We start from the raw sequence: 17308 nt of genomic DNA, 5'->3' as shown, positions 1-17308 counted from the left end.
CCAGCGCCCTGTGCCCCGCCCCGCTCATCGACCCCTGCGTCGCTTCACCGTCCGTTTCCAGGAGTTTCCCCAGGCTCCGGAGTAGCATGGTGGCATCGTTCGGACCGGTCCTCATCGAAGGGAACCACACCTGTGACCTCAGTGAATCTGGGAATGCCTGCGCCCCCACCGCCCGTTCTGGCGCCTCGCCGGAAGACCCGGCAGATCGCGGTGGGCAAGGTCGGTGTCGGATCGGACCACCCGGTGTCCGTGCAGTCGATGACGACCACCAAGACGACCGACGTCAACGGGACGCTGCAGCAGATCGCAGAGCTCACCGCCGCGGGCTGCGACATCGTCCGGGTGGCCTGCCCAGCGGCCGAAGACGCGGAATCGCTGCCGTCGATCGCGCAGAAATCGCAGATCCCTGTCATCGCGGACATCCACTTCCAGCCCAAGTACGTGTACAGGGCGATCGAGGCCGGCTGTGCCGCCGTCCGCGTGAACCCGGGCAACATCCGCAAGTTCGACGATCAGGTGAAGGAGATCGCGAAGGAGGCAGCAGCCGCCGGGGTCTCCATCCGCATCGGGGTGAATGCCGGTTCGCTCGACAAGCGGATCATGGAGAAGTACGGCAAGGCGACGCCGGAAGCACTCGTCGAATCGGCCGTGTGGGAAGCATCGCTGTTCGAGGAGCACGGGTTCTCCGACTTCAAGATCTCCGTCAAGCACAACGATCCGGTCGTGATGGTCCGGGCGTACGAGCTGCTCGCGGAGAAGGGTGACTGGCCGCTGCACCTGGGCGTGACGGAAGCGGGTCCCGCCTTCCAGGGGACCGTGAAGTCCGCGACCGCGTTCGGCGCGCTGCTGAGCCGGGGGATCGGCGACACCATCCGCGTCTCGCTGTCCGCCCCTCCCGTGGAGGAGATCAAGGTGGGCAACCAGATCCTCGAATCCCTCAACCTGCGACCCCGCAAGCTCGAGATCGTGTCGTGCCCGTCGTGCGGCAGGGCCCAGGTGGACGTGTACACGCTCGCCGACCGGGTGACCGCTGGTCTGGAAGGGCTCGAAGTCCCACTGCGCGTCGCCGTCATGGGATGCGTCGTGAACGGGCCGGGCGAAGCCCGCGAGGCGGATCTGGGTGTGGCGAGCGGCAACGGCAAGGGACAGATCTTCGTCAAGGGCGAGGTCATCAAGACGGTGCCGGAGTCCGCGATCGTCGAAACGCTCATCGAAGAGGCGATGCGGATCGCGGACGAGAACGGCCTGCCCCAGGGCGGCGCGGAAGTCGTCGTCGGATGACTGCCACGATCCGGTGAGGCTCCTTCCCCTGACCCAGCGGTACACGGACTGGCTGACCCGTTCGCTGCTGGAGGATCCCGCACGGAACAGCTACCTGCTGGCGCTGGTCCGGGCCCGCGGCAGCGCCGACATCTCCGGACCCACCGGGACCCTCTACGGGGTGTTCGACGACGACGGTCCGCTCGCCGCGTACTGGCTGGGCGGCAGCATCGTGGCAGTCGGTGCGACTCCCCACACGAACAAGCCGATCGCGACCCTCCTGAATGCGCGGGGCCGCTGGTCGACGTCGTTCATCGGGGACGCGTCGTGGGTCCTCGATCTGACGGCGCAGCTGCGGTGGGGAGAACCCCGCGGGGTACGACCGGAGCAGCCGCTCCTCGTGTACGAGCGGGAGCCCGCAGTCCTCGCGCACCCGGGCGTGAGGGTGGGCGAGGTATCGGACCTCGGTGCGGTGTTCGGAGCCTCCGTGGAGATGTTCACGGAGGAGGTCGGCTTCTCCCCGATCGAGGACGGCGAGAGGGAGTACCGGTCGCGTGTCAGGAGCCTCCTGGACAGCGGAAGCACGCTTCTCGTCCTGTCAGACCGAGGGCCCGACGGCCAACCGATCCGGCGATGGCCCGCCACTCGCAGCATCCCGCAGGTCATCTTCAAGGCGGATCTGGGGATCCGTTCTCCCTACGCGGTCCAGGTTCAGGGCGTGTGGACGCACCCGGACTTCCGGGGGCGGGGTATTGCCAGCGCGGGCATGGCCGCGGTCTCAGCCCACGCGCAGCAGCATGTCGCTCCGACCGTGAGCCTCTACGCGAACTCCTACAACGCGGCGGCTCTGCGGGTGTACGAGAAGGCGGGGTACGTGCAGCGCGGAACTTTCGCCACCGTCATGTACTGACTCGACCGTGATGCACTGACGCCGTCGTCCGGGTTCCCTGTCCAGGATCATGAGCCCCGTAGAACGTCCAGTGCCCGCGCCTCGTGCCGATGCTCAGGAACCCCAGCTCGGAGTCTTCGCTCAGTCCGAGCGGCGCCCGCGCAGGCGGTCGAGTTCGCGTCGGTCCTTCTTCGTGGGGCGACCCGTCCCCTTGTCCCGGCGGGGGACCGGAGCCCGCAGCGCAGGGTCGGGAGGAGGCGTGCGGTCCTCGTAGCACTGCTGCGCGATGGGGGCGCCTGCGCGCGTCGCCAGCATCGCAGTGACGATGAGGATCCGCTCCCCACCGGGGGTGCGGACCCGGACCGTCTGGCCCGCGGTGACCTTCAGTGCGGCTTTCACGCGGTGGCCGTCCACGTGGACGTGCCCGCCCTTGCACGCGGCGGTGGCAGCGGAGCGGGCGCGGAACATGCGCACAGCCCACAGCCACACGTCGACCCGCATCGACGCTCCTGGTGTGAAGTCCGGTTCAGGCATGGGGGAAGACTACCGCGATCCCACTTAACGCTCGTTAGAACTCTCACGGTATGCTCAGAGACGATCATCTGCACACCGATTCCGGTGCGGGGTCGGGAAGCGCTCCGAGCGATGCCCGTCACCGCACCGCTGGACCAGGAAGGCGCGCGTGAACACGTCGTCCAAGAACAAGAAGAAGGGCGGCTTCGACGTCCAGCCCTTCGTCAAGCCCGCCCTCATCGCAGTCGGCGCGATCGTCGTGCTCGGGCTCCTCGTCCTGCTCGCGATCTGGCTGCGCTCCATTCCCTCGGTCGAGGCCTTCGTCGAGAAGTACCCGGGGCAGGATCCGGTGAACGAGGTCGAAGAGGGACTGCCCGCATGGCTCGGATGGCAGCACTTCCTCAACGCCTTCTTCATGCTCCTCATCATCCGCACCGGCATCCTCGTCCGGATCACGGAGCGGCCCAAGGGGCACTGGACCCGGAACAACAAGGGTTTCATCAAGACGAAGAAGCCGCCCCAGAAGATCACGATGAACCTCTGGATCCACTACATGTTCGACATCCTGTGGCTGCTCAACGGCATCGTGTTCTTCGTGCTCCTCTTCGTCACGGATCAGTGGAAGCGCGTCGTGCCGCTCAGCTGGGACATCTTCCCGCACGCGCTGTCGTCTGCGCTGCAGTACGCGTCGATGAACTGGCCCGCGGAGATGGGCTGGACGAACTACAACGCCCTCCAGCTGCTCGCGTACTTCACCGTCATCTTCATCGCGGCACCGATCTCCCTCGTCACCGGGCTGCGCATGTCGAACATCTGGCCGGAGGATTCCGGACTCACCAAGGCGTTCCCGGCCCCGGTGGCACGCGCACTGCACTTCCCGACGATGGTGTTCTTCCTCGTCTTCATCGCCGTCCACGTGTTCCTCGTGTTCGTGGGCGCCGTCGTGGGCGGTCACGGCATCTTCGGCAACCTGCAGCACATGTATGCGGCGTCCGACGACGCACCGTGGTTCGGGTTCATCATGTTCGCGATCTCGATCGTCGTCATGGTGGCGGCGTGGTTCCTGGCGCGGCCGATCTTCCTCACCCCGGTGGCGAACATGTTCGGCAGGGTGAGCCGCTGACCGTCGTCGTCCCCGGTCCGGCCTCGGCCGTTCCGCCGGGACCGCGCCGCTGACGCACGAGCGCCCGGCACCTCCAGGATCCGTCCCGGAGGTGCCGGGCGCTCTCGCATTCAGTGAGACTCGCGTCTCGTGCGCTTCACCACCGCTCCAACGCCTGCGGTCGAAGGCCCCGGACGGGGTGCCTCAGCCGTCGAAGCGGACGGACGGCTTGGGACGTTCGTCGACGGTGAGGGAGAATACGTCCGGGCGGGAGTAGTGGCCCGTGGGATCGAAGTCGTAGGTGTAGCGGGCGCGGTCGGAGACGTCGATCGTCGCGGTGAGGATCTCCTCCCGGTCGAAGACGGGCCCGGCGAGGACCTCTCCGGACGGGCCGACGATGACGCTGCCGCCACGGATGAGGTAGCCCGCGTCGTTCGGCTCGAGTGTGGAGTCGTAGTCGTCGTCGAACGCGTCCCTGCGGATCGCCTGAGCGGAGCCGAGCACGAAGCACCGGCCCTCGAGTGCGATGTGCTGCATCGTCGACTGCCAGGAGTCCCGGTCGTCGACCGTCGGCGCGCAGTAGATCTCGACGCCCTTCGCGTACATCGCCTGCCGCATGAGCGGCATGTAGTTCTCCCAGCAGATCACCGTGCCGACCCGACCGAACCCGGTTTCGTTCACGGGCAGGGTTGACCCGTCGCCGAAGCCCCACACCAGCCGCTCCGCCCCCGTGGGCATGAGCTTCCGGTGGTGGCCGACGACCCCGTCCTCCGGGCTGATGTGCACCGAGGTGCAGTAGAGGGTGCCGCGCTCCCGTTCGATGACGCCCACGACGACGAAGACGTCATGGGCGGCCGCGGCTTCCGCGACGGTGGCGATCTCCTCGCCGTCCAGGGTGATCGCGGCTGCCGCGTACGTCGCGTACTCGTCGCGTCCGTCTTCAGTGCGCCTGCCCAGCGGTGCGCCGAAGGTCAGTCCTTTCGGGTAGGTCCCGATCATCGCTTCGGGGAAGACGGCCAGTCGGGCACCGCGGTCCGCGGCCCGGGCGATGAGGTCGGCGACCTTCCGTGCGGTGGCGGGGGAGTCGAAGGGAACGGGACCGGTCTGGACGACGGCGACGGTGGTGGGTGACATGGGTACTCCTCGCTCGGTTCGGCAACTCGTGTGGATATTCCGGATCTGGGGGGGACTCGCTGCGTCAGGGCACGACCCAGGGGAACGCCTCTGCCTTCGAACGGGCACCCTGTGCGGCGCGGGACGTTCCGTCCTCACCCAGCAGACCGGTGATCCGTTCGCCGAGTCCCACGATCCGCGCGAACGTCTCCTGCGTGAGCCATCCGGGTTTGAGGGCGAAGAGGAGGTCCTCACTCGCCGTGTTGCCCGACGCGCCGGGTGCGAACGGGCATCCGCCCAGCCCCGCGAGCGCGCCGTCGACGGCGACTGCGCCGGCTGCGACCGCTGCGAGTGAGTTCGCGACCCCCATGCCCCACGTGTCGTGACCGTGGAAGACGATGCCGTGATCGGGTGCGGTGCGGTCCGCCGCCGCCACGAGGGCACCGACCTGCTGAGGGTCGGCCTGCCCCAGCGTGTCGGCGATGACGACCTCGGAGCACCTCTCACCTCGTGGATCCGCGGCGAGGGCGAGAGTCCGTGCGGGGTCGACCGGGCCGTCGAACGGGCAGGTGAAGGCGGTGGCGAAGCACAGCTGGAGTTCCGCCCCCGCCTCTTCCGCGATGTCGAGGGCGCGGGGCAGCGCAGCCATCGACTCCTCGGTGGTCCTGCCCACGTTCGCCTTGTTGTGCGCGTCGGACACGGACAGGCAGTACTGCATCCGGGTGACGCCGGCGGCGACGGCGCGCTCGACGTTGCGGGGTGTCGCGACCCAGATCCAGGACCGGTCGAGCTCCGCCGATGTGAGCTCCCCGACGAGCTCGAGCGTGTTCGCCATCGGGGGCACCAGGTCGGGTCTGGCCATCGACCCGATCTCCAGCTGCGGCACCCCCGCGGCCAGCAGCTCGCGGACGACGCGGACCTTCTCGTCGGTCGGCAGGAGGCCGCCGGTGAGCTGCAGCCCGTCACGCAGGGTGACGTCGCGCAGCGCGGCCTCGGGGAGGGCGGGGTGGTCGGTCATGTGTGCTTCTCCTGTCCGACAGTCAGCAGACGATCGATGAGTGCTGTGTCGAGGCCCGCGTCCGTGAGGACCTCGTGAGTGTGTGCGCCGAGGTCGGGCCCCAGCGAGCGGATCGGGAGACTCGTGCCTCCCAGGACGGGGGAGACGCCGGGGAACGCGATGTCGGTGAGGACCGTGGCGTCCTCGCCGTCGCCGTCGCGAACGTCGAACTCCTGGATCATCCCGCGGGCGCGCAGCTGGGGGTCGGCGACGAGGTCCGCGGCGGTGTGGATCGGACCGGCGGGGACTCCGGCCTCGTCCAGTGCCGCGAGGACGTGGGACAGGTCGTGGGCGCCCGTCCAGGCGCCGATCGCCGCGTCCAGCTCGATGCGAGCCGCCCAGCGGCCCGCGTTGTCCGCGAGGTCCGGGCGCTCGGCCAGATCCGGCCTGCCGATGACATTCATGTAGCGGGCGAAGATCCCGTCTCCGTTGCCCGCGACGACGACCGACTCCCCGTCTGCACACGTGTACGCGTTCGATGGTGCGATGCCCTCCGTCCGCCCACCGGTTCGGGTGCGGAGGCGTCCCGTCGCGGAGTAGTCCGGCACGAGCGACTCCATGACGGAGAACATCGCTTCGTGGAGTGCGACGTCGACGGTCCTGGACTCCAAGCCACCGTCGTGCGGGGAGGCGCCCCCGCCGTGCGCGGGGGCAGCGCCGCCATGAGCGGGCGGGACTCCGTCGCCTTCCCGCACAGCCGGTTCGTGCACCTTCCGGCGTTCGCGCTCGAAGAGCATCATGACCGCGCCGAACGCCGCCTGCATGCCGGCGATCGAATCACCGATGCTCACGCCCACGCGCACGGGCGGCCGGTCCGGGTCGCCCACGAGGTCGCGGAAGCCGGAGTGGGCCTCGGCGACGGCGGCGAAGCCGGGACGCGACGAGAGGGGGCCGGTCTGCCCGAAGGCGGAGACGCGGACCAGGACGAGGTCGGGGTTCTCCTCCTCGAGGACGTCCGGCCCCAGACCCCACTTCTCGAGCGTTCCGGGCCGGAAGTTCTCCACGAGGACGTCGGAGGTGCGCACGAGCGCGAGGGCCGCCTCACGCCCGTCCTCCGATCGCAGATCCAGCACGACCGACCGCTTGTTGCGGTTGGTCGTGCGGTACAGCAGGGAGGTCGTCCCGCTGTGGAGGCGCCAGCCGCGCAGTTCGTCACCGGTCTGAGGACGCTCCACCTTGATGACGTCCGCACCGAAGTCCGCGAGCATCCGGCCGGCCGTGGGAGCGGCGATGTAGTTGCCCAGTTCGAGGACGCGCACTCCTTCGAGCGGCAGCGGGGGCGCTGTGCGCACTCCGTCGGAACTTGTCCTGTGCGACTGTGCATCCGTCACTGCGCCGGTCTCCTTCGGTCGTCGATCCGTGTCCGGTTCCGCCCGCGTGCCCCGGGCGGGGCACACGGGCGCGATGGTTCGGATCGTCGCACAGAGCACGGACGCGGACAACGCCTGTCCACGCTGTGGCCGGGAGCCCTGTCGGCGGAGGGCGCGGGGGAGGGACCGAGGCCGCCTCGCGCCGCAGATGGACGGCAGGTCTCCGGTGATAGAGTTCCAGCGTCTCGCCTGTCGCCATCGACCCCGTTCTTCGAGGAGTGCCCGTGCCCCTGCGCATGTCCAGCCTGTTTGTGCGTTCCCTCAAGGAGGACCCGGCCGACGCCGAGGTCGCGAGCCACAGGCTCCTCCACCGTGCGGGGTACATCCGCCGTTCCGCCCCCGGCATCTACACGTGGCTGCCGCTGGGCCTCGCGGTGCTGCGTCGCATCGAGACGGTCGTGCGGCAGGAGATCGAGCGCGCCGGTTCGCAGGAGGTGCACTTCCCCGCGCTGCTGCCGGCGGAGCCGTACAAGGAGTCCGGCCGCTGGGAGACGTTCGGCGACCTCCTCTTCGACCTCCAGGACCGCAAGGAGGGCGACTACCTGCTGGCGCCCACCCACGAAGAGGTCTTCACCCTCCTCGTCAAGGATCTCTACGGCTCCTACAAGGACCTGCCGCTCAGCCTCTACCAGATCCAGACGAAGTACCGCGACGAGGCCCGGCCGCGCGCGGGTCTGCTGCGGGGCCGCGAATTCATCATGAAGGACGCGTACTCGTTCGACCTCGACGACGAGGGACTCGACGCCTCCTACCAGGCGATGCGTGACGCGTACGTCCGCATCTACGACCGGCTGCGCCTGCCGTACGTCATCGTCGAGGCGACGCCCGGTGCGATGGGCGGTGCGGGGACGGAGGAGTTCCTCTACCCGTCCCCGGTGGGCGAGGACACCTTCGTCCGCACCGCGGGCGGGTACGCCGCGAACGTCGAAGCCGTCACGACCGTCGCGCCGGAACCGGGCGACTGGTCCGGCATCCCGGCCGCCCACGTCGAGCCGACCCCTGACACGCCGACGATCGCGACGCTCGTCGACGCGTCGAACGAGCTCCAGCCGCGCGAGGACCGTCCCTGGAGGGCCGAGGACACGCTCAAGAACGTCGTCGTGGCCGTCACGCACGCGAACGGGGAGCGCGAGATCGTCGTCATCGGTCTGCCGGGCGACCGCGAGGTCGACCTCGATCGTGCGGAGGGCACGGGCCGTCTGGGTGAGGGCGAGATCGACGTCGAACCCGCGACCGAGGCTGACCTCGCGAAGCTCCCGCAGCTCGTCAAGGGCTACATCGGGCCCGGCGAATCGCTCGAGGAGCCGTTCCTCGGACTCGAGGGCGTGTCCGGTCTGCGCTACCTCGTGGACCCGCGCGTCGCGGAGGGCACCCGCTGGGTCACCGGCGCGAACCGGCCGGGCCACCACGTGTACGACCTCGTCTACGGCCGCGACTTCGTCGCCGACGGGCTCATCGAGGCGTCCGAGGTCCGTGAGGGCGACGAGGCCCCTGACGGCTCCGGGCCGCTCGAGCTGGCCCGCGGCGTGGAGATCGGGCAGGTCTTCAAGCTGGGTCGGAAGTACGCGGAGGCGCTGGGCCTCACGGTGCTCGACGAGAACGGCAAGACCCGTGTCGTCACGATGGGTTCCTACGGTGTGGGTGTCACCCGCGTCATGGCCTGCATCGCGGAGGAGTACCACGACGACCGGGGGCTCATCTGGCCGCAGCACCTCGCGCCGGCGGACGTCCACATCGTCGCGACCGGCAAGGACACCGAGGTCTGGGAGACTGCGGAGTCCCTCACCGCGGAGCTGGAGTCGCGGGGGATCCGCGTCCTGCTCGACGACCGGCCGAAGACGAGCCCCGGTGTGAAGTTCGGTGATGCGGAGCTGTTCGGCATCCCGACGGTGCTGGTGGTGGGCCGCGGCCTCAAGGACGGCAACGTGGAACTGCGCAACCGTGCAGACGGGTCCGCCTCGGACGTCCCCGTCGCCGAGGCGGTCGACGCCGTCGTGACGCAGGTCGACGCCGGCTACGCCCTGGTCGGCGACACCCGCGCCGACTACCTCGTGTGACCGGTCTCGCCGGCCTGCCGGGTCTGGCGAGCCTGACGGGTCTGCCGGGCGCGTCGGGTCTGTCGGGCCTGACAGGCGAGCAGGGACTCACGGTGGCAGGTGCGGCGGCCGCGGGTTCGGACGGCGTCGCAGGCGCCGCTCGCGGCGACATCGAGGTGACCGTGGGCCTCGTCCTCCTGCTGCTGGCGGTGGGGCTGGTCGCCGGGACCATCGACGCGGTCGTGGGAGGCGGCGGGCTCATCCAGCTGCCGGCGCTCCTCCTGGTCCCCGGGATCAGCGCGGTGCAGGCGCTCGCGACGAACAAGGTGGGCTCGATCGCCGGGGCGACAGTCTCGTCCCTCACCTACCTGCGGCGGGTGCGACCTGACCGTTCGGCGACCTTCCCCGCGGCGGGCTTCGCCCTCATCGGCGCGGTGCTGGGTGCGATGCTCGCCTCGATGGTGCCCGAAGCCCTCTTCCGCCCCGTCATCCTCGTCGTCCTCGTGGGGGTGGCCGCCTTCACGCTGCTCAAGCCCACCCTCGGGCAGGAGGCGAAGCTGCGCTTCCCACCCGATTCCGCCGCCCACCACAGCACAGCGTGGGTGCTGGGGTTCGTCGTCGGCGTCTACGACGGGGTGCTGGGCCCGGGTACCGGCTCCTTCCTCGTCATCGGCTTCGTCGCCCTCATCGGCTTCAGCTTCCTGCAGGCGTCCGCGTCCACGAAGATCGTGAACTGGGCGACCAACCTGGGCGCGCTCCTCTTCTTCGTCCCCGCCGGTCACGCAGTGTGGCCGCTGGGGCTGGCACTCGCGGTCGGCAACCTCACGGGCGGCTACATCGGTGCGCGCGCGGCGATCAGACTGGGCAGCGGGTTCGTGCGGATCGTCTTCGTCGTGGTCGTCGGCGCGATGGTGCTGTCGATGGGCTGGAGCATGCTCTCGACGGTGCTGGGCGGCTGACGGCCCGGTCAGCCCAGGGGCTTGAGGCGGTGTGCACTCACACCCTGCACGCTCACATGCGACAGGGCGCGCGCCACCCAGAGGGACCGGGCGGCGTCGCCCCACGCCTTCTGCGTGCCGCCCAGTGCCGAACGGAGGTACCAGAACATGTTCTCGACCTCGCGGGCGATCGCGGATCCCACCCCCAGCCCGGGGTCGACGGCCGCACACCGGCACAGCTCCGCCGCGAAATCGCGCAGCCACGCGGCCTGACCTTCAGGGTCCGTCGCGGGGATCTCAGACATGCGGTTCCACAGGAGCGGGGCGATCATGTACGCCGCCGGTCCGTTGAGCGGCTGCGGGTCGATCGCCTTCCACGTCGCGACGCCGGAAGCGTCGGGGTGTCCGGCCAGGATGTTGTAGTAGTGCAGGTCCGCGTGGAGCAACCAGGACTCATCTGACCGTGCGAGGCGCTCGATCCACATCCGGGCCGCGTTGACGACGGACCAGTCCGCGGGGACGAAGTCGGGGAACTCGCGCAGCAGGGCGGAATCCGCCTCGAACCTCTCCGACCATCCGGCGGCGATGTCCTGCACGCGCACCAGCCCGGGCACCCCGGGGACCCGCAGCGCCTGGGCGAGCTGGCCCCACGTCGCTGGCACCTGTTCGAGAGGGAGTGCCGACAGGTTGGTGTCCGTGCGGAGCCGCTCCTGGAGTGTCGCACGGAACGTCGGGTCGTCGGCCATCACCTGGACCGCGCCACGACCGTTCCAGGCGCGCAGGGCCTCGAGGATCTGGGTGTGGACCCGGGGGTTGTCGACGTTGGGGGCGGCGAACCGGATGATCGCGGGACGGTTCTCCGCCGTGAGCACGGGGATCACGAGCGACTCGCATCCGGCCCACGGGCTCGTGGGCTGCGGGTCGAGTGTGAGGTCCCAGCGGTCGACGAGTTCGATCAGCATGAAATCCAGGGCGCGCGTCCACGCGTGGGTGTGCCTCTCCCCGTTGATCTCCCGCGCTGTCTCGTACAGCACGTTGGGAACCCTCATCCGTCCTCCTCGTCACTCCGCGGGACCACCGTGAGGCGGAGGTCCTGGGAACCCTCGGCCCGTCGGCGTGCACGGCCGCTGTCATCCAACCACGACAGGAAGACGGCGGGCGGGACCGAGCCCTGCGCGTCCGCCAGCACCGCCACCAGACCGTCTTCGGCGATCCGCAGCGCCTCCCGAGCGGTCGAGCCGTCGCGGGGGCTCACGGGAAGCTCCCATGCGGGCCGATCGGAGGGGACGGCCACGTCCTCCTCGAGTGTCGCGGCGGTGGCCGTCATCGCGTGGAGACGGTCGATGCGGGTGTGCGCCGACCGCCTCGCTTCATCATCATCCGGCAGGTGGACGGCGGCACGCTCATACGCGTACACGCCCGTGTAGCACGCCGTGATGAGCGCGGTGAGCGGATGCGCGACGTCGTCGCCCTCGTGCTCAGGGACCGTGACGTTCCCGGCCGGCCATGCACCACCTGACGCGCCGCTGTCTGCCCCGTCACTTCCTGTCCCGCTGCCTTCCGTCCCGTCGACCAGGGAACCGTCGCCGTCCAGCACCTCACGCATCGCAGCGGCGAGGTCGGAGCGGATCGCGGCGGCGGCCTCGGCGTCGTGGGAGTCCAGGAGGAGGAGCGAGCCGACGGCGACATCGGCGAGCACCGCGAAGGTGGGATCCGTCCCGGGGCCCAGCGAGGTCGACGCGTCGACGATCCGCTCCGTGAGGTCGACGAGGCCTTCCGTCAGGGAGGCGGCCGGAGGATCCGGATTGGGTGCCTCGACCGGTTCGTCGAGGTGCGCGGGCGGATTCCACGGAGGCCCCACGGCCTCGGCGAACGCGCGGATCGCGGCGGCCGTCCCGTCATCGGTCTGCGTGGCAGCGAGAATCCGCGCCACGGCGTCCCGGAGGACGTCGACGGGGGAGAGAGCGGGCATCTGCGGATCACGGTCCAGGCGGAGGCCGCACCCGGCGGCCCCGGCGGCGAGGAGCCCGATCGCCGCGGTGAGCACCGTCCTGCGGACGGGGCCGCGAACACTCCCTTGCCTGCGCATGGGGACAATCGTAGCCGCAGGTCGGTAGGCTTCTCGCGACGTGTACGACGCGTCGACCGCTCTCACGCGAAAGGCACACATGGCACTCCACACCGACAGGATCCGCGAGGCGCTCGAAGGGCCCCTGCGGGAAGAAGGCCTCGTCGTCGAAGACGTCCGGGCCCACGCCGCAGGCCGGCATCGGACGCTGACGATCACCATCGACCTCGACGCCGACCACGCGGAACCGGTGTCCTCAGCCGTCATCGCGGATGCGACCCGCAGCGTGTCGGAAGTGCTGGACGGGATCGACGTGTGGGGCGACCACCCGTACACGCTCGAGGTGACGTCGCCGGGGGCGGAGCGCCCGCTCACGGAACCACGCCGGTTCCGACGCGTCGTGGGCAGGCGCGTGCGCGCGGAGCTCGGAGCGGAGGGGCTGCCCTCCGAACGCCTCGAGACCGTTGAGGGGATCCTCACGGACGTCGACGCGAACGGGATCGTGCTCGAGGGCGTGCACGACGGCGCGCGGATCGCGTTCGCGGACATCCGGACCGCACGAGTCGTCGTCTCCCTGCGCTGACCGGGGCGGACGTTCGCCTATAGTGGTGACCCCGGGACGCGACCACCAGGATGGGGTCCGCCCCGGGACATGTCGCGCCGTACGGCCGCACCAGTGAGAAGGACGGGAAGAGATGGACATCGACCTCAGCGCCCTGAGGATGATCGAGACGGACAAGGAGATCCCGTTCGACACGCTCGTCGAGCTCATCGAACAGGCGCTGCTCCTCGCCTATCAGCGCACGCCGGGAGCGTGGCAGGATGCCCGCGCGGAGATCGATCCGAAGACCGGGACCGCGAACATCTGGGCGGTCGAATTCGACAACGACGACAATCCGATCGGTGAGTTCGACGACACTCCCGAAGACTTCGGGCGCATCGCGGCAATGACCGCGCGAAACGTGATCCACCAGCGGCTGCGGGATGTCGAGGACGACGCCGTGCTGGGCGCTTTCAAGGGGCGGGACGGCGAGCTCGTCTCGGGACGCATCCAGCAGGGCCGCGACCCGCAGATGGTGCAGGTGGACCTGGGCGATGTCGAAGCGGTGCTGCCGCCCCACGAGCAGGTGCCGGGGGAGGCCTACACGCACGGGGAGCGCATCCGCGTCGTCATCGTGGACGTGCGCCGCGGGCTGAAGGGTCCGGCGATCACCGTGTCCCGGACTCACCCGGACCTGGTGCGGCGCCTCTTCGCCCACGAATCGCCGGAGATCGCGGACGGGACCGTCGAGATCGCGGCGCTGGCACGCGAAGCCGGACACCGCACGAAGATGGCAGTGCGAGCGACCGCATCGGGTGTCAACGCCAAGGGTGCCTGCATCGGCGAACTGGGGTCGCGGGTGCGCTCCGTCATGGCGGAGCTCGGTCAGGAGAAGATCGACATCGTCGACTACTCGGACGACCCTGCGGAGTTCATCACACAGGCGCTGTCTCCCGCCAAGGTGCTCAAGGTGGAGATCCTGGACGCCGCGACGAAATCCTCGCGGGCCACGGTCCCAGCGGACCAGCTGTCGCTCGCGATCGGCAAGGAGGGGCAGAACGCCCGCCTCGCGGCGCGTCTGACGAACTGGAAGATCGACATCACCGCAGCCTGAGCGCCCGCGGTCGCCGCCGCTCACCGAGCGGTCCCGCCGGTGCTGTAGACTGGTCCGGTGTCGACGGCAGTGCAGTCCTTCCGGGAGCCTCTCCGGATGTGCATCGCCTGCCGCCGTCGAGCCCCCCGATCGCAGCTCCTGCGCTTGGCTGTGCTCGTGACGGACGAACCCCGAATCGTCGTCGACGCAGATCGCAGACTCCCCGGCAGGGGCGCCTGGATCCATGATTCGGCCGCGTGCTGGAAGAAGGCGCGCGCGAAGAGAGCCTTTTCCACAGCGTTCAAGGTTCCGGGTCTGTCCGGCCCGGAACCGGTGTGCGAAGAGGGTTGGGACCACAGGAAGCAGGTATCTCGAATGGATTCCGTGTAGTGAGTGTCGCCCGATGACGACTCGAAACGATGGTCGAGAGCAGTGAAATGACGACTGCGCGACCCTGATGCGGTCCTTCCTGCCCGGGAGGACCCGGACAGGAGAAAAGTGGCAAAGCCCCGTGTCCATGAGCTCGCGAAAGAGCTTGGCACAACGAGCAAGGAAATGCTCAGCAAACTTCAGGAGATGGGCGAATACGTCCGCTCCGCCTCTTCCACGATCGAGGCCCCGATCGTCCGACGCCTGAGGGAGGCCTACGAATCCGAGGGGAAGACCTCGAATTCTGCGAAGCCCGCATCCGGTGCGTCCGCTGCGAAGCCGGGGCCCAAGGCTCCCGGCGCCAAGCCCGGGCCTCGCGCAGCTGCTCCCAAGCCGGGAACCGCACCGAAGCCCGCTCCGGCAGCGAAGCCCGCACCTGCTGCCAAGCCGGCACCCGCTGCGAAGCCGGCGCCGGCTGCCAAGCCCGGTCCGGCTGCTCCCGCGGCGCCGACTCCCACGCCCGAAGCCCCGGCGGCCTCGTCCGCTCCCACCCCTGGCGCCCCCGCGCCGACACCTGCGGGCGTCCGTCCGGGCAACAACCCGTTCGCGCCGGCCCAGGGAATGCCGAAGCCCGGCGCCAAGCCGGGTCCCAAGCCCGGTCCGCGCGCTCCGCGCGGCGGCGGTGGTGCCCGTCCGGGCAACAACCCGTTCGCACCGTCCCAGGGGATGCCGAAGCCCGGTGCCAAGCCGGGGCCGCGCCCCGGTCCAAGCGGTCCCGGCCCTCGTCCGGGCGGCGGCGCGCCGAAGCCCGGCGGCGGTCCCCGTCCCGGTGCTCCGCGTCCCGGCGTCCCGCGCCCCAACCCGGGGATGCTCAAGAACTCGGCTCTGGCGAAGCCGGGTCCCGGTGGTCGCGGCGGTCCCGGTGGCCCAGGCGGCCCAGGTGGCCCAGGCGGTCCACCCGGTGGTCGCGGCCGTCCCGGCGGCGGTCCTCGCGGTTCGGGTCGCGGTCGTGGCAACACGCAGGGCGCATTCGGTCGCGGCGGCGGCCGCCCGGCACGCGGGCGGAAGTCGAAGCGGGCGAAGCGCGCGGAACTCGAGCAGATGCAGGCACCGTCGGTCGGAGGAGTCTCCGTCCCGCGCGGTGACGGCTCGACCCCGCTGCGGCTGCGTCGTGGCGCATCGCTCGCGGACTTCGCGGAGAAGATCAACACCGATCCGACGAACCTCGTGACGATCCTCTTCCACCTCGGCGAGATGGCGACCATCACACAGTCGCTCGACGAGGCCACCTTCCAGGTGCTGGCGGACGAGCTGGGCTACAAGCTCGAGATCGTGTCCGCGGAGGACGAGGACCGTGAGCTGCTGGAGACCTTCGACATCGACATCACGGAGGAGGGCGACGCGGAGGACATGCGTCCCCGTCCGCCGGTGGTCACCGTCATGGGACACGTCGACCACGGCAAGACGAAGCTGCTCGACGCAGTCCGGTCGGCCAACGTGGCAGGCGGGGAGGCCGGCGGCATCACGCAGCACATCGGCGCGTACCAGGTGAGCGTGGATCACGAGGGCCAGGACCGTGCGATCACGTTCCTCGACACCCCCGGTCACGAAGCGTTCACTGCGATGCGTGCACGTGGTGCGAAGTCGACGGACGTGGCGATCCTCGTGGTCGCCGCGGACGACGGTGTCATGCCGCAGACGATCGAGGCGCTCAACCACGCACAGGCGGCGAACGTGCCGATCGTCGTGGCGGTCAACAAGGTCGACAAGGAGGCTGCGAACCCTCAGAAGGTCATGCAGCAGCTGACCGAGTACAACCTCGTCGCAGAGGAGTACGGCGGCGAGACGATGTTCGTCCCGATCTCCGCACTCAAGCGGGAGGGCATCGATCAGCTGCTCGAAGCCGTCCTCCTCACGACGGACGCGGCGCTGATCCTCGAAGCCGACCCGAACCGGTCGGCGCGCGGTCTCGCGATCGAGGCGAAGCTGGACAAGGGCCGCGGCGCGGTCGCGACCGTGCTGGTCGAGTCCGGAACGCTCCGTCAGGGCGACGCGATCGTCTGTGGGACGGCCCACGGCCGCGTCCGTGCGATGTTCGACGAGAACGGCAATGTGCTGGAGGAGGCGGGGCCGTCGCGTCCCGTCCAGGTCCTCGGACTGTCGTCGGTGCCACGGGCGGGGGACACGTTCCTCGCGACCGGTGACGACAGGACGGCGCGACAGATCGCTGAGAAGCGCGACGCGATCGAGCGGAACGCACAGCAGGCCCGCAGCCGCAAGCGGATCAGCCTCGAGTCGTTCACGCAGGCGCTCGAAGAGGGCAAGGTCGACATGCTCAACCTCATCCTCAAGGGCGATGTGTCGGGTGCTGTCGAGGCCCTCGAGGACTCGCTGCTCAAGATCGACGTGGGCGACGAGGTCGACCTCCGCATCATCCACCGCGGTGTCGGTGCGATCACGGAGAACGACATCAACCTCGCGACGGTCGACAACGCGATCGTCATCGGCTTCAACGTGCGTCCCGAGGCCAAGGCCCGCGACCTCGCCGAATCCGAAGGCGTGGACGTGCGCTACTACTCGGTGATCTACGATGCGATCGATGACATCGAGAGCTCGCTCAAGGGCATGCTCAAGCCCGAGTTCGAAGAGGCCCACGTGGGCTCCGCAGAGATCCGGGAAGTCTTCCGGTCCTCCAAGTGGGGCAACATCGCGGGCTCGATCGTCCGGGACGGGCTCATCAAGCGGAACTCCAAGGCGCGTCTCACGCGCGACGGAGTGGTCGTGGGGGACAACCTCACGGTCGAGTCGCTGCGGCGGTTCAAGGACGATGCGACCGAGGTCCGCGAGGGCTTCGAGTGCGGTATCGGACTGGGCAGCTTCAACGACATCCGCGAGGGCGACCTCATCGAGACGTTCGAGATGCGCGAGAAGCCGCGCGACTGAGTGCGTGTCCGTCAGG

At 69.5% G+C, this 17308-nt stretch carries 15 protein-coding genes; 9 read left to right on the top strand and 6 right to left on the bottom strand.

Translation table 11 applies throughout. The features are described from left to right. Nucleotides 1-132: 132 nt before the first annotated feature. Together ispG and JFC09_RS08875 are read left to right on the top strand one after the other, a co-directional pair. Nucleotides 133-1281, top strand: coding sequence for a flavodoxin-dependent (E)-4-hydroxy-3-methylbut-2-enyl-diphosphate synthase (ispG, locus tag JFC09_RS08880; protein WP_198393667.1), 1149 nt, complete (start codon nucleotides 133-135; stop codon nucleotides 1279-1281). A gap of 13 nt (nucleotides 1282-1294) precedes the next feature. Next, nucleotides 1295-2170 (top strand): GNAT family N-acetyltransferase, encoded by an 876-nt coding sequence (locus tag JFC09_RS08875; protein WP_198393666.1) that lies wholly within the window; start codon nucleotides 1295-1297, stop codon nucleotides 2168-2170. A gap of 120 nt (nucleotides 2171-2290) precedes the next feature. On the opposite strand, the gene JFC09_RS08870 is transcribed toward JFC09_RS08875, so the two are convergent. Beyond that, on the bottom strand, nucleotides 2291-2683 hold the full coding sequence (locus JFC09_RS08870; RefSeq protein WP_198393665.1) for an RNA-binding S4 domain-containing protein: 393 nt from the start codon (nucleotides 2681-2683) through the stop codon (nucleotides 2291-2293). Nucleotides 2684-2831: 148 nt separating this feature from the next. Here JFC09_RS08870 and JFC09_RS08865 point away from each other — a divergent pair, with 148 nt between their 5' ends. Continuing rightward, entirely contained in the window at nucleotides 2832-3785 is a 954-nt protein-coding gene (locus tag JFC09_RS08865; protein ID WP_198393664.1) for a cytochrome b/b6 domain-containing protein, read from the top strand. Between the two features lie 183 nt (nucleotides 3786-3968). Here JFC09_RS08865 and JFC09_RS08860 read toward each other — a convergent pair whose 3' ends face one another. From JFC09_RS08860 to JFC09_RS08850, 3 genes are all read right to left on the bottom strand, one after another. Next, nucleotides 3969-4898: a carbon-nitrogen hydrolase family protein gene (locus JFC09_RS08860; protein ID WP_198393663.1), complete on the bottom strand. Its 930-nt coding sequence runs from the start codon at nucleotides 4896-4898 to the stop codon at nucleotides 3969-3971. Nucleotides 4899-4962: 64 nt separating this feature from the next. Continuing rightward, on the bottom strand, nucleotides 4963-5895 hold the full coding sequence (locus JFC09_RS08855) for a beta/alpha barrel domain-containing protein (protein WP_198393662.1): 933 nt from the start codon (nucleotides 5893-5895) through the stop codon (nucleotides 4963-4965). Continuing rightward, entirely contained in the window at nucleotides 5892-7265 is a 1374-nt protein-coding gene (locus JFC09_RS08850; RefSeq protein WP_332839712.1) for a CaiB/BaiF CoA transferase family protein, read from the bottom strand. The genes JFC09_RS08855 and JFC09_RS08850 overlap by 4 nt, the downstream gene beginning before the upstream one ends. A gap of 263 nt (nucleotides 7266-7528) precedes the next feature. Here JFC09_RS08850 and JFC09_RS08845 point away from each other — a divergent pair, with 263 nt between their 5' ends. Together JFC09_RS08845 and JFC09_RS08840 are read left to right on the top strand one after the other, a co-directional pair. Next, nucleotides 7529-9361, top strand: coding sequence for a proline--tRNA ligase (locus JFC09_RS08845; protein ID WP_198393661.1), 1833 nt, complete (start codon nucleotides 7529-7531; stop codon nucleotides 9359-9361). A gap of 92 nt (nucleotides 9362-9453) precedes the next feature. Then, complete coding sequence (locus JFC09_RS08840) at nucleotides 9454-10299, top strand: TSUP family transporter (RefSeq protein WP_408610963.1); 846 nt, start codon at nucleotides 9454-9456, stop codon at nucleotides 10297-10299. Between the two features lie 8 nt (nucleotides 10300-10307). Here the strand turns inward: JFC09_RS08840 and JFC09_RS08835 are convergent, their stop codons facing one another. Both JFC09_RS08835 and JFC09_RS08830 read right to left on the bottom strand, forming a co-directional pair. Next, entirely contained in the window at nucleotides 10308-11327 is a 1020-nt protein-coding gene (locus JFC09_RS08835; protein WP_198393660.1) for an aminoglycoside phosphotransferase family protein, read from the bottom strand. Continuing rightward, the gene (locus tag JFC09_RS08830; protein ID WP_198393659.1) at nucleotides 11324-12367 is read right to left on the bottom strand and encodes a hypothetical protein; all 1044 of its coding nucleotides are present in this window, start codon (nucleotides 12365-12367) and stop codon (nucleotides 11324-11326) included. The genes JFC09_RS08835 and JFC09_RS08830 overlap by 4 nt, the downstream gene beginning before the upstream one ends. A 79-nt stretch (nucleotides 12368-12446) precedes the next feature. Between JFC09_RS08830 and JFC09_RS08825 the strand changes: the two genes are divergently transcribed. The 4 genes from JFC09_RS08825 to infB all read left to right on the top strand — a co-directional run bounded on the left by JFC09_RS08825 (nucleotide 12447) and on the right by infB (nucleotide 17292). Next, nucleotides 12447-12929 (top strand): ribosome maturation factor RimP, encoded by a 483-nt coding sequence (locus tag JFC09_RS08825; RefSeq protein ID WP_198393658.1) that lies wholly within the window; start codon nucleotides 12447-12449, stop codon nucleotides 12927-12929. 112 nt (nucleotides 12930-13041) lie between these two features. Beyond that, nucleotides 13042-14001 carry a transcription termination factor NusA gene (gene nusA, locus JFC09_RS08820; RefSeq protein WP_198393657.1) on the top strand — a complete coding sequence of 320 codons (960 nt, stop codon included), beginning with the start codon at nucleotides 13042-13044 and terminating at the stop codon, nucleotides 13999-14001. A 96-nt stretch (nucleotides 14002-14097) separates the two neighbouring features. Further along, nucleotides 14098-14370, top strand: coding sequence for a YlxR family protein (locus JFC09_RS17075; RefSeq protein ID WP_408610962.1), 273 nt, complete (start codon nucleotides 14098-14100; stop codon nucleotides 14368-14370). A gap of 108 nt (nucleotides 14371-14478) precedes the next feature. Next, complete coding sequence (infB, locus tag JFC09_RS08810) at nucleotides 14479-17292, top strand: translation initiation factor IF-2 (protein WP_198393655.1); 2814 nt, start codon at nucleotides 14479-14481, stop codon at nucleotides 17290-17292. The last annotated feature ends 16 nt before the right edge of the window (nucleotides 17293-17308 follow it).

Origin of the sequence: Brevibacterium yomogidense (assembly GCF_016107685.1) — a bacterium.
Classification (GTDB): domain Bacteria; phylum Actinomycetota; class Actinomycetes; order Actinomycetales; family Brevibacteriaceae; genus Brevibacterium; species Brevibacterium yomogidense.
Note: the sequence above shows the minus strand (reverse complement) of the source record. Positions and strands in the feature narration are given on the sequence as shown.

Coding starts and splice junctions, on each gene's coding strand:
- JFC09_RS08855 (WP_198393662.1), bottom strand. CDS start 5,895: ATGACCGACCACCCCGCCCTCCCCGAGGCCGCGCTGCGCGACGTCACC.
- JFC09_RS08825 (WP_198393658.1), top strand. CDS start 12,447: ATGGCACTCCACACCGACAGGATCCGCGAGGCGCTCGAAGGGCCCCTG.
- JFC09_RS17075 (WP_408610962.1), top strand. CDS start 14,098: ATGTGCATCGCCTGCCGCCGTCGAGCCCCCCGATCGCAGCTCCTGCGC.
- JFC09_RS08870 (WP_198393665.1), bottom strand. CDS start 2,683: ATGCCTGAACCGGACTTCACACCAGGAGCGTCGATGCGGGTCGACGTG.
- nusA (WP_198393657.1), top strand. CDS start 13,042: ATGGACATCGACCTCAGCGCCCTGAGGATGATCGAGACGGACAAGGAG.
- JFC09_RS08860 (WP_198393663.1), bottom strand. CDS start 4,898: ATGTCACCCACCACCGTCGCCGTCGTCCAGACCGGTCCCGTTCCCTTC.
- JFC09_RS08835 (WP_198393660.1), bottom strand. CDS start 11,327: ATGAGGGTTCCCAACGTGCTGTACGAGACAGCGCGGGAGATCAACGGG.
- JFC09_RS08830 (WP_198393659.1), bottom strand. CDS start 12,367: ATGCGCAGGCAAGGGAGTGTTCGCGGCCCCGTCCGCAGGACGGTGCTC.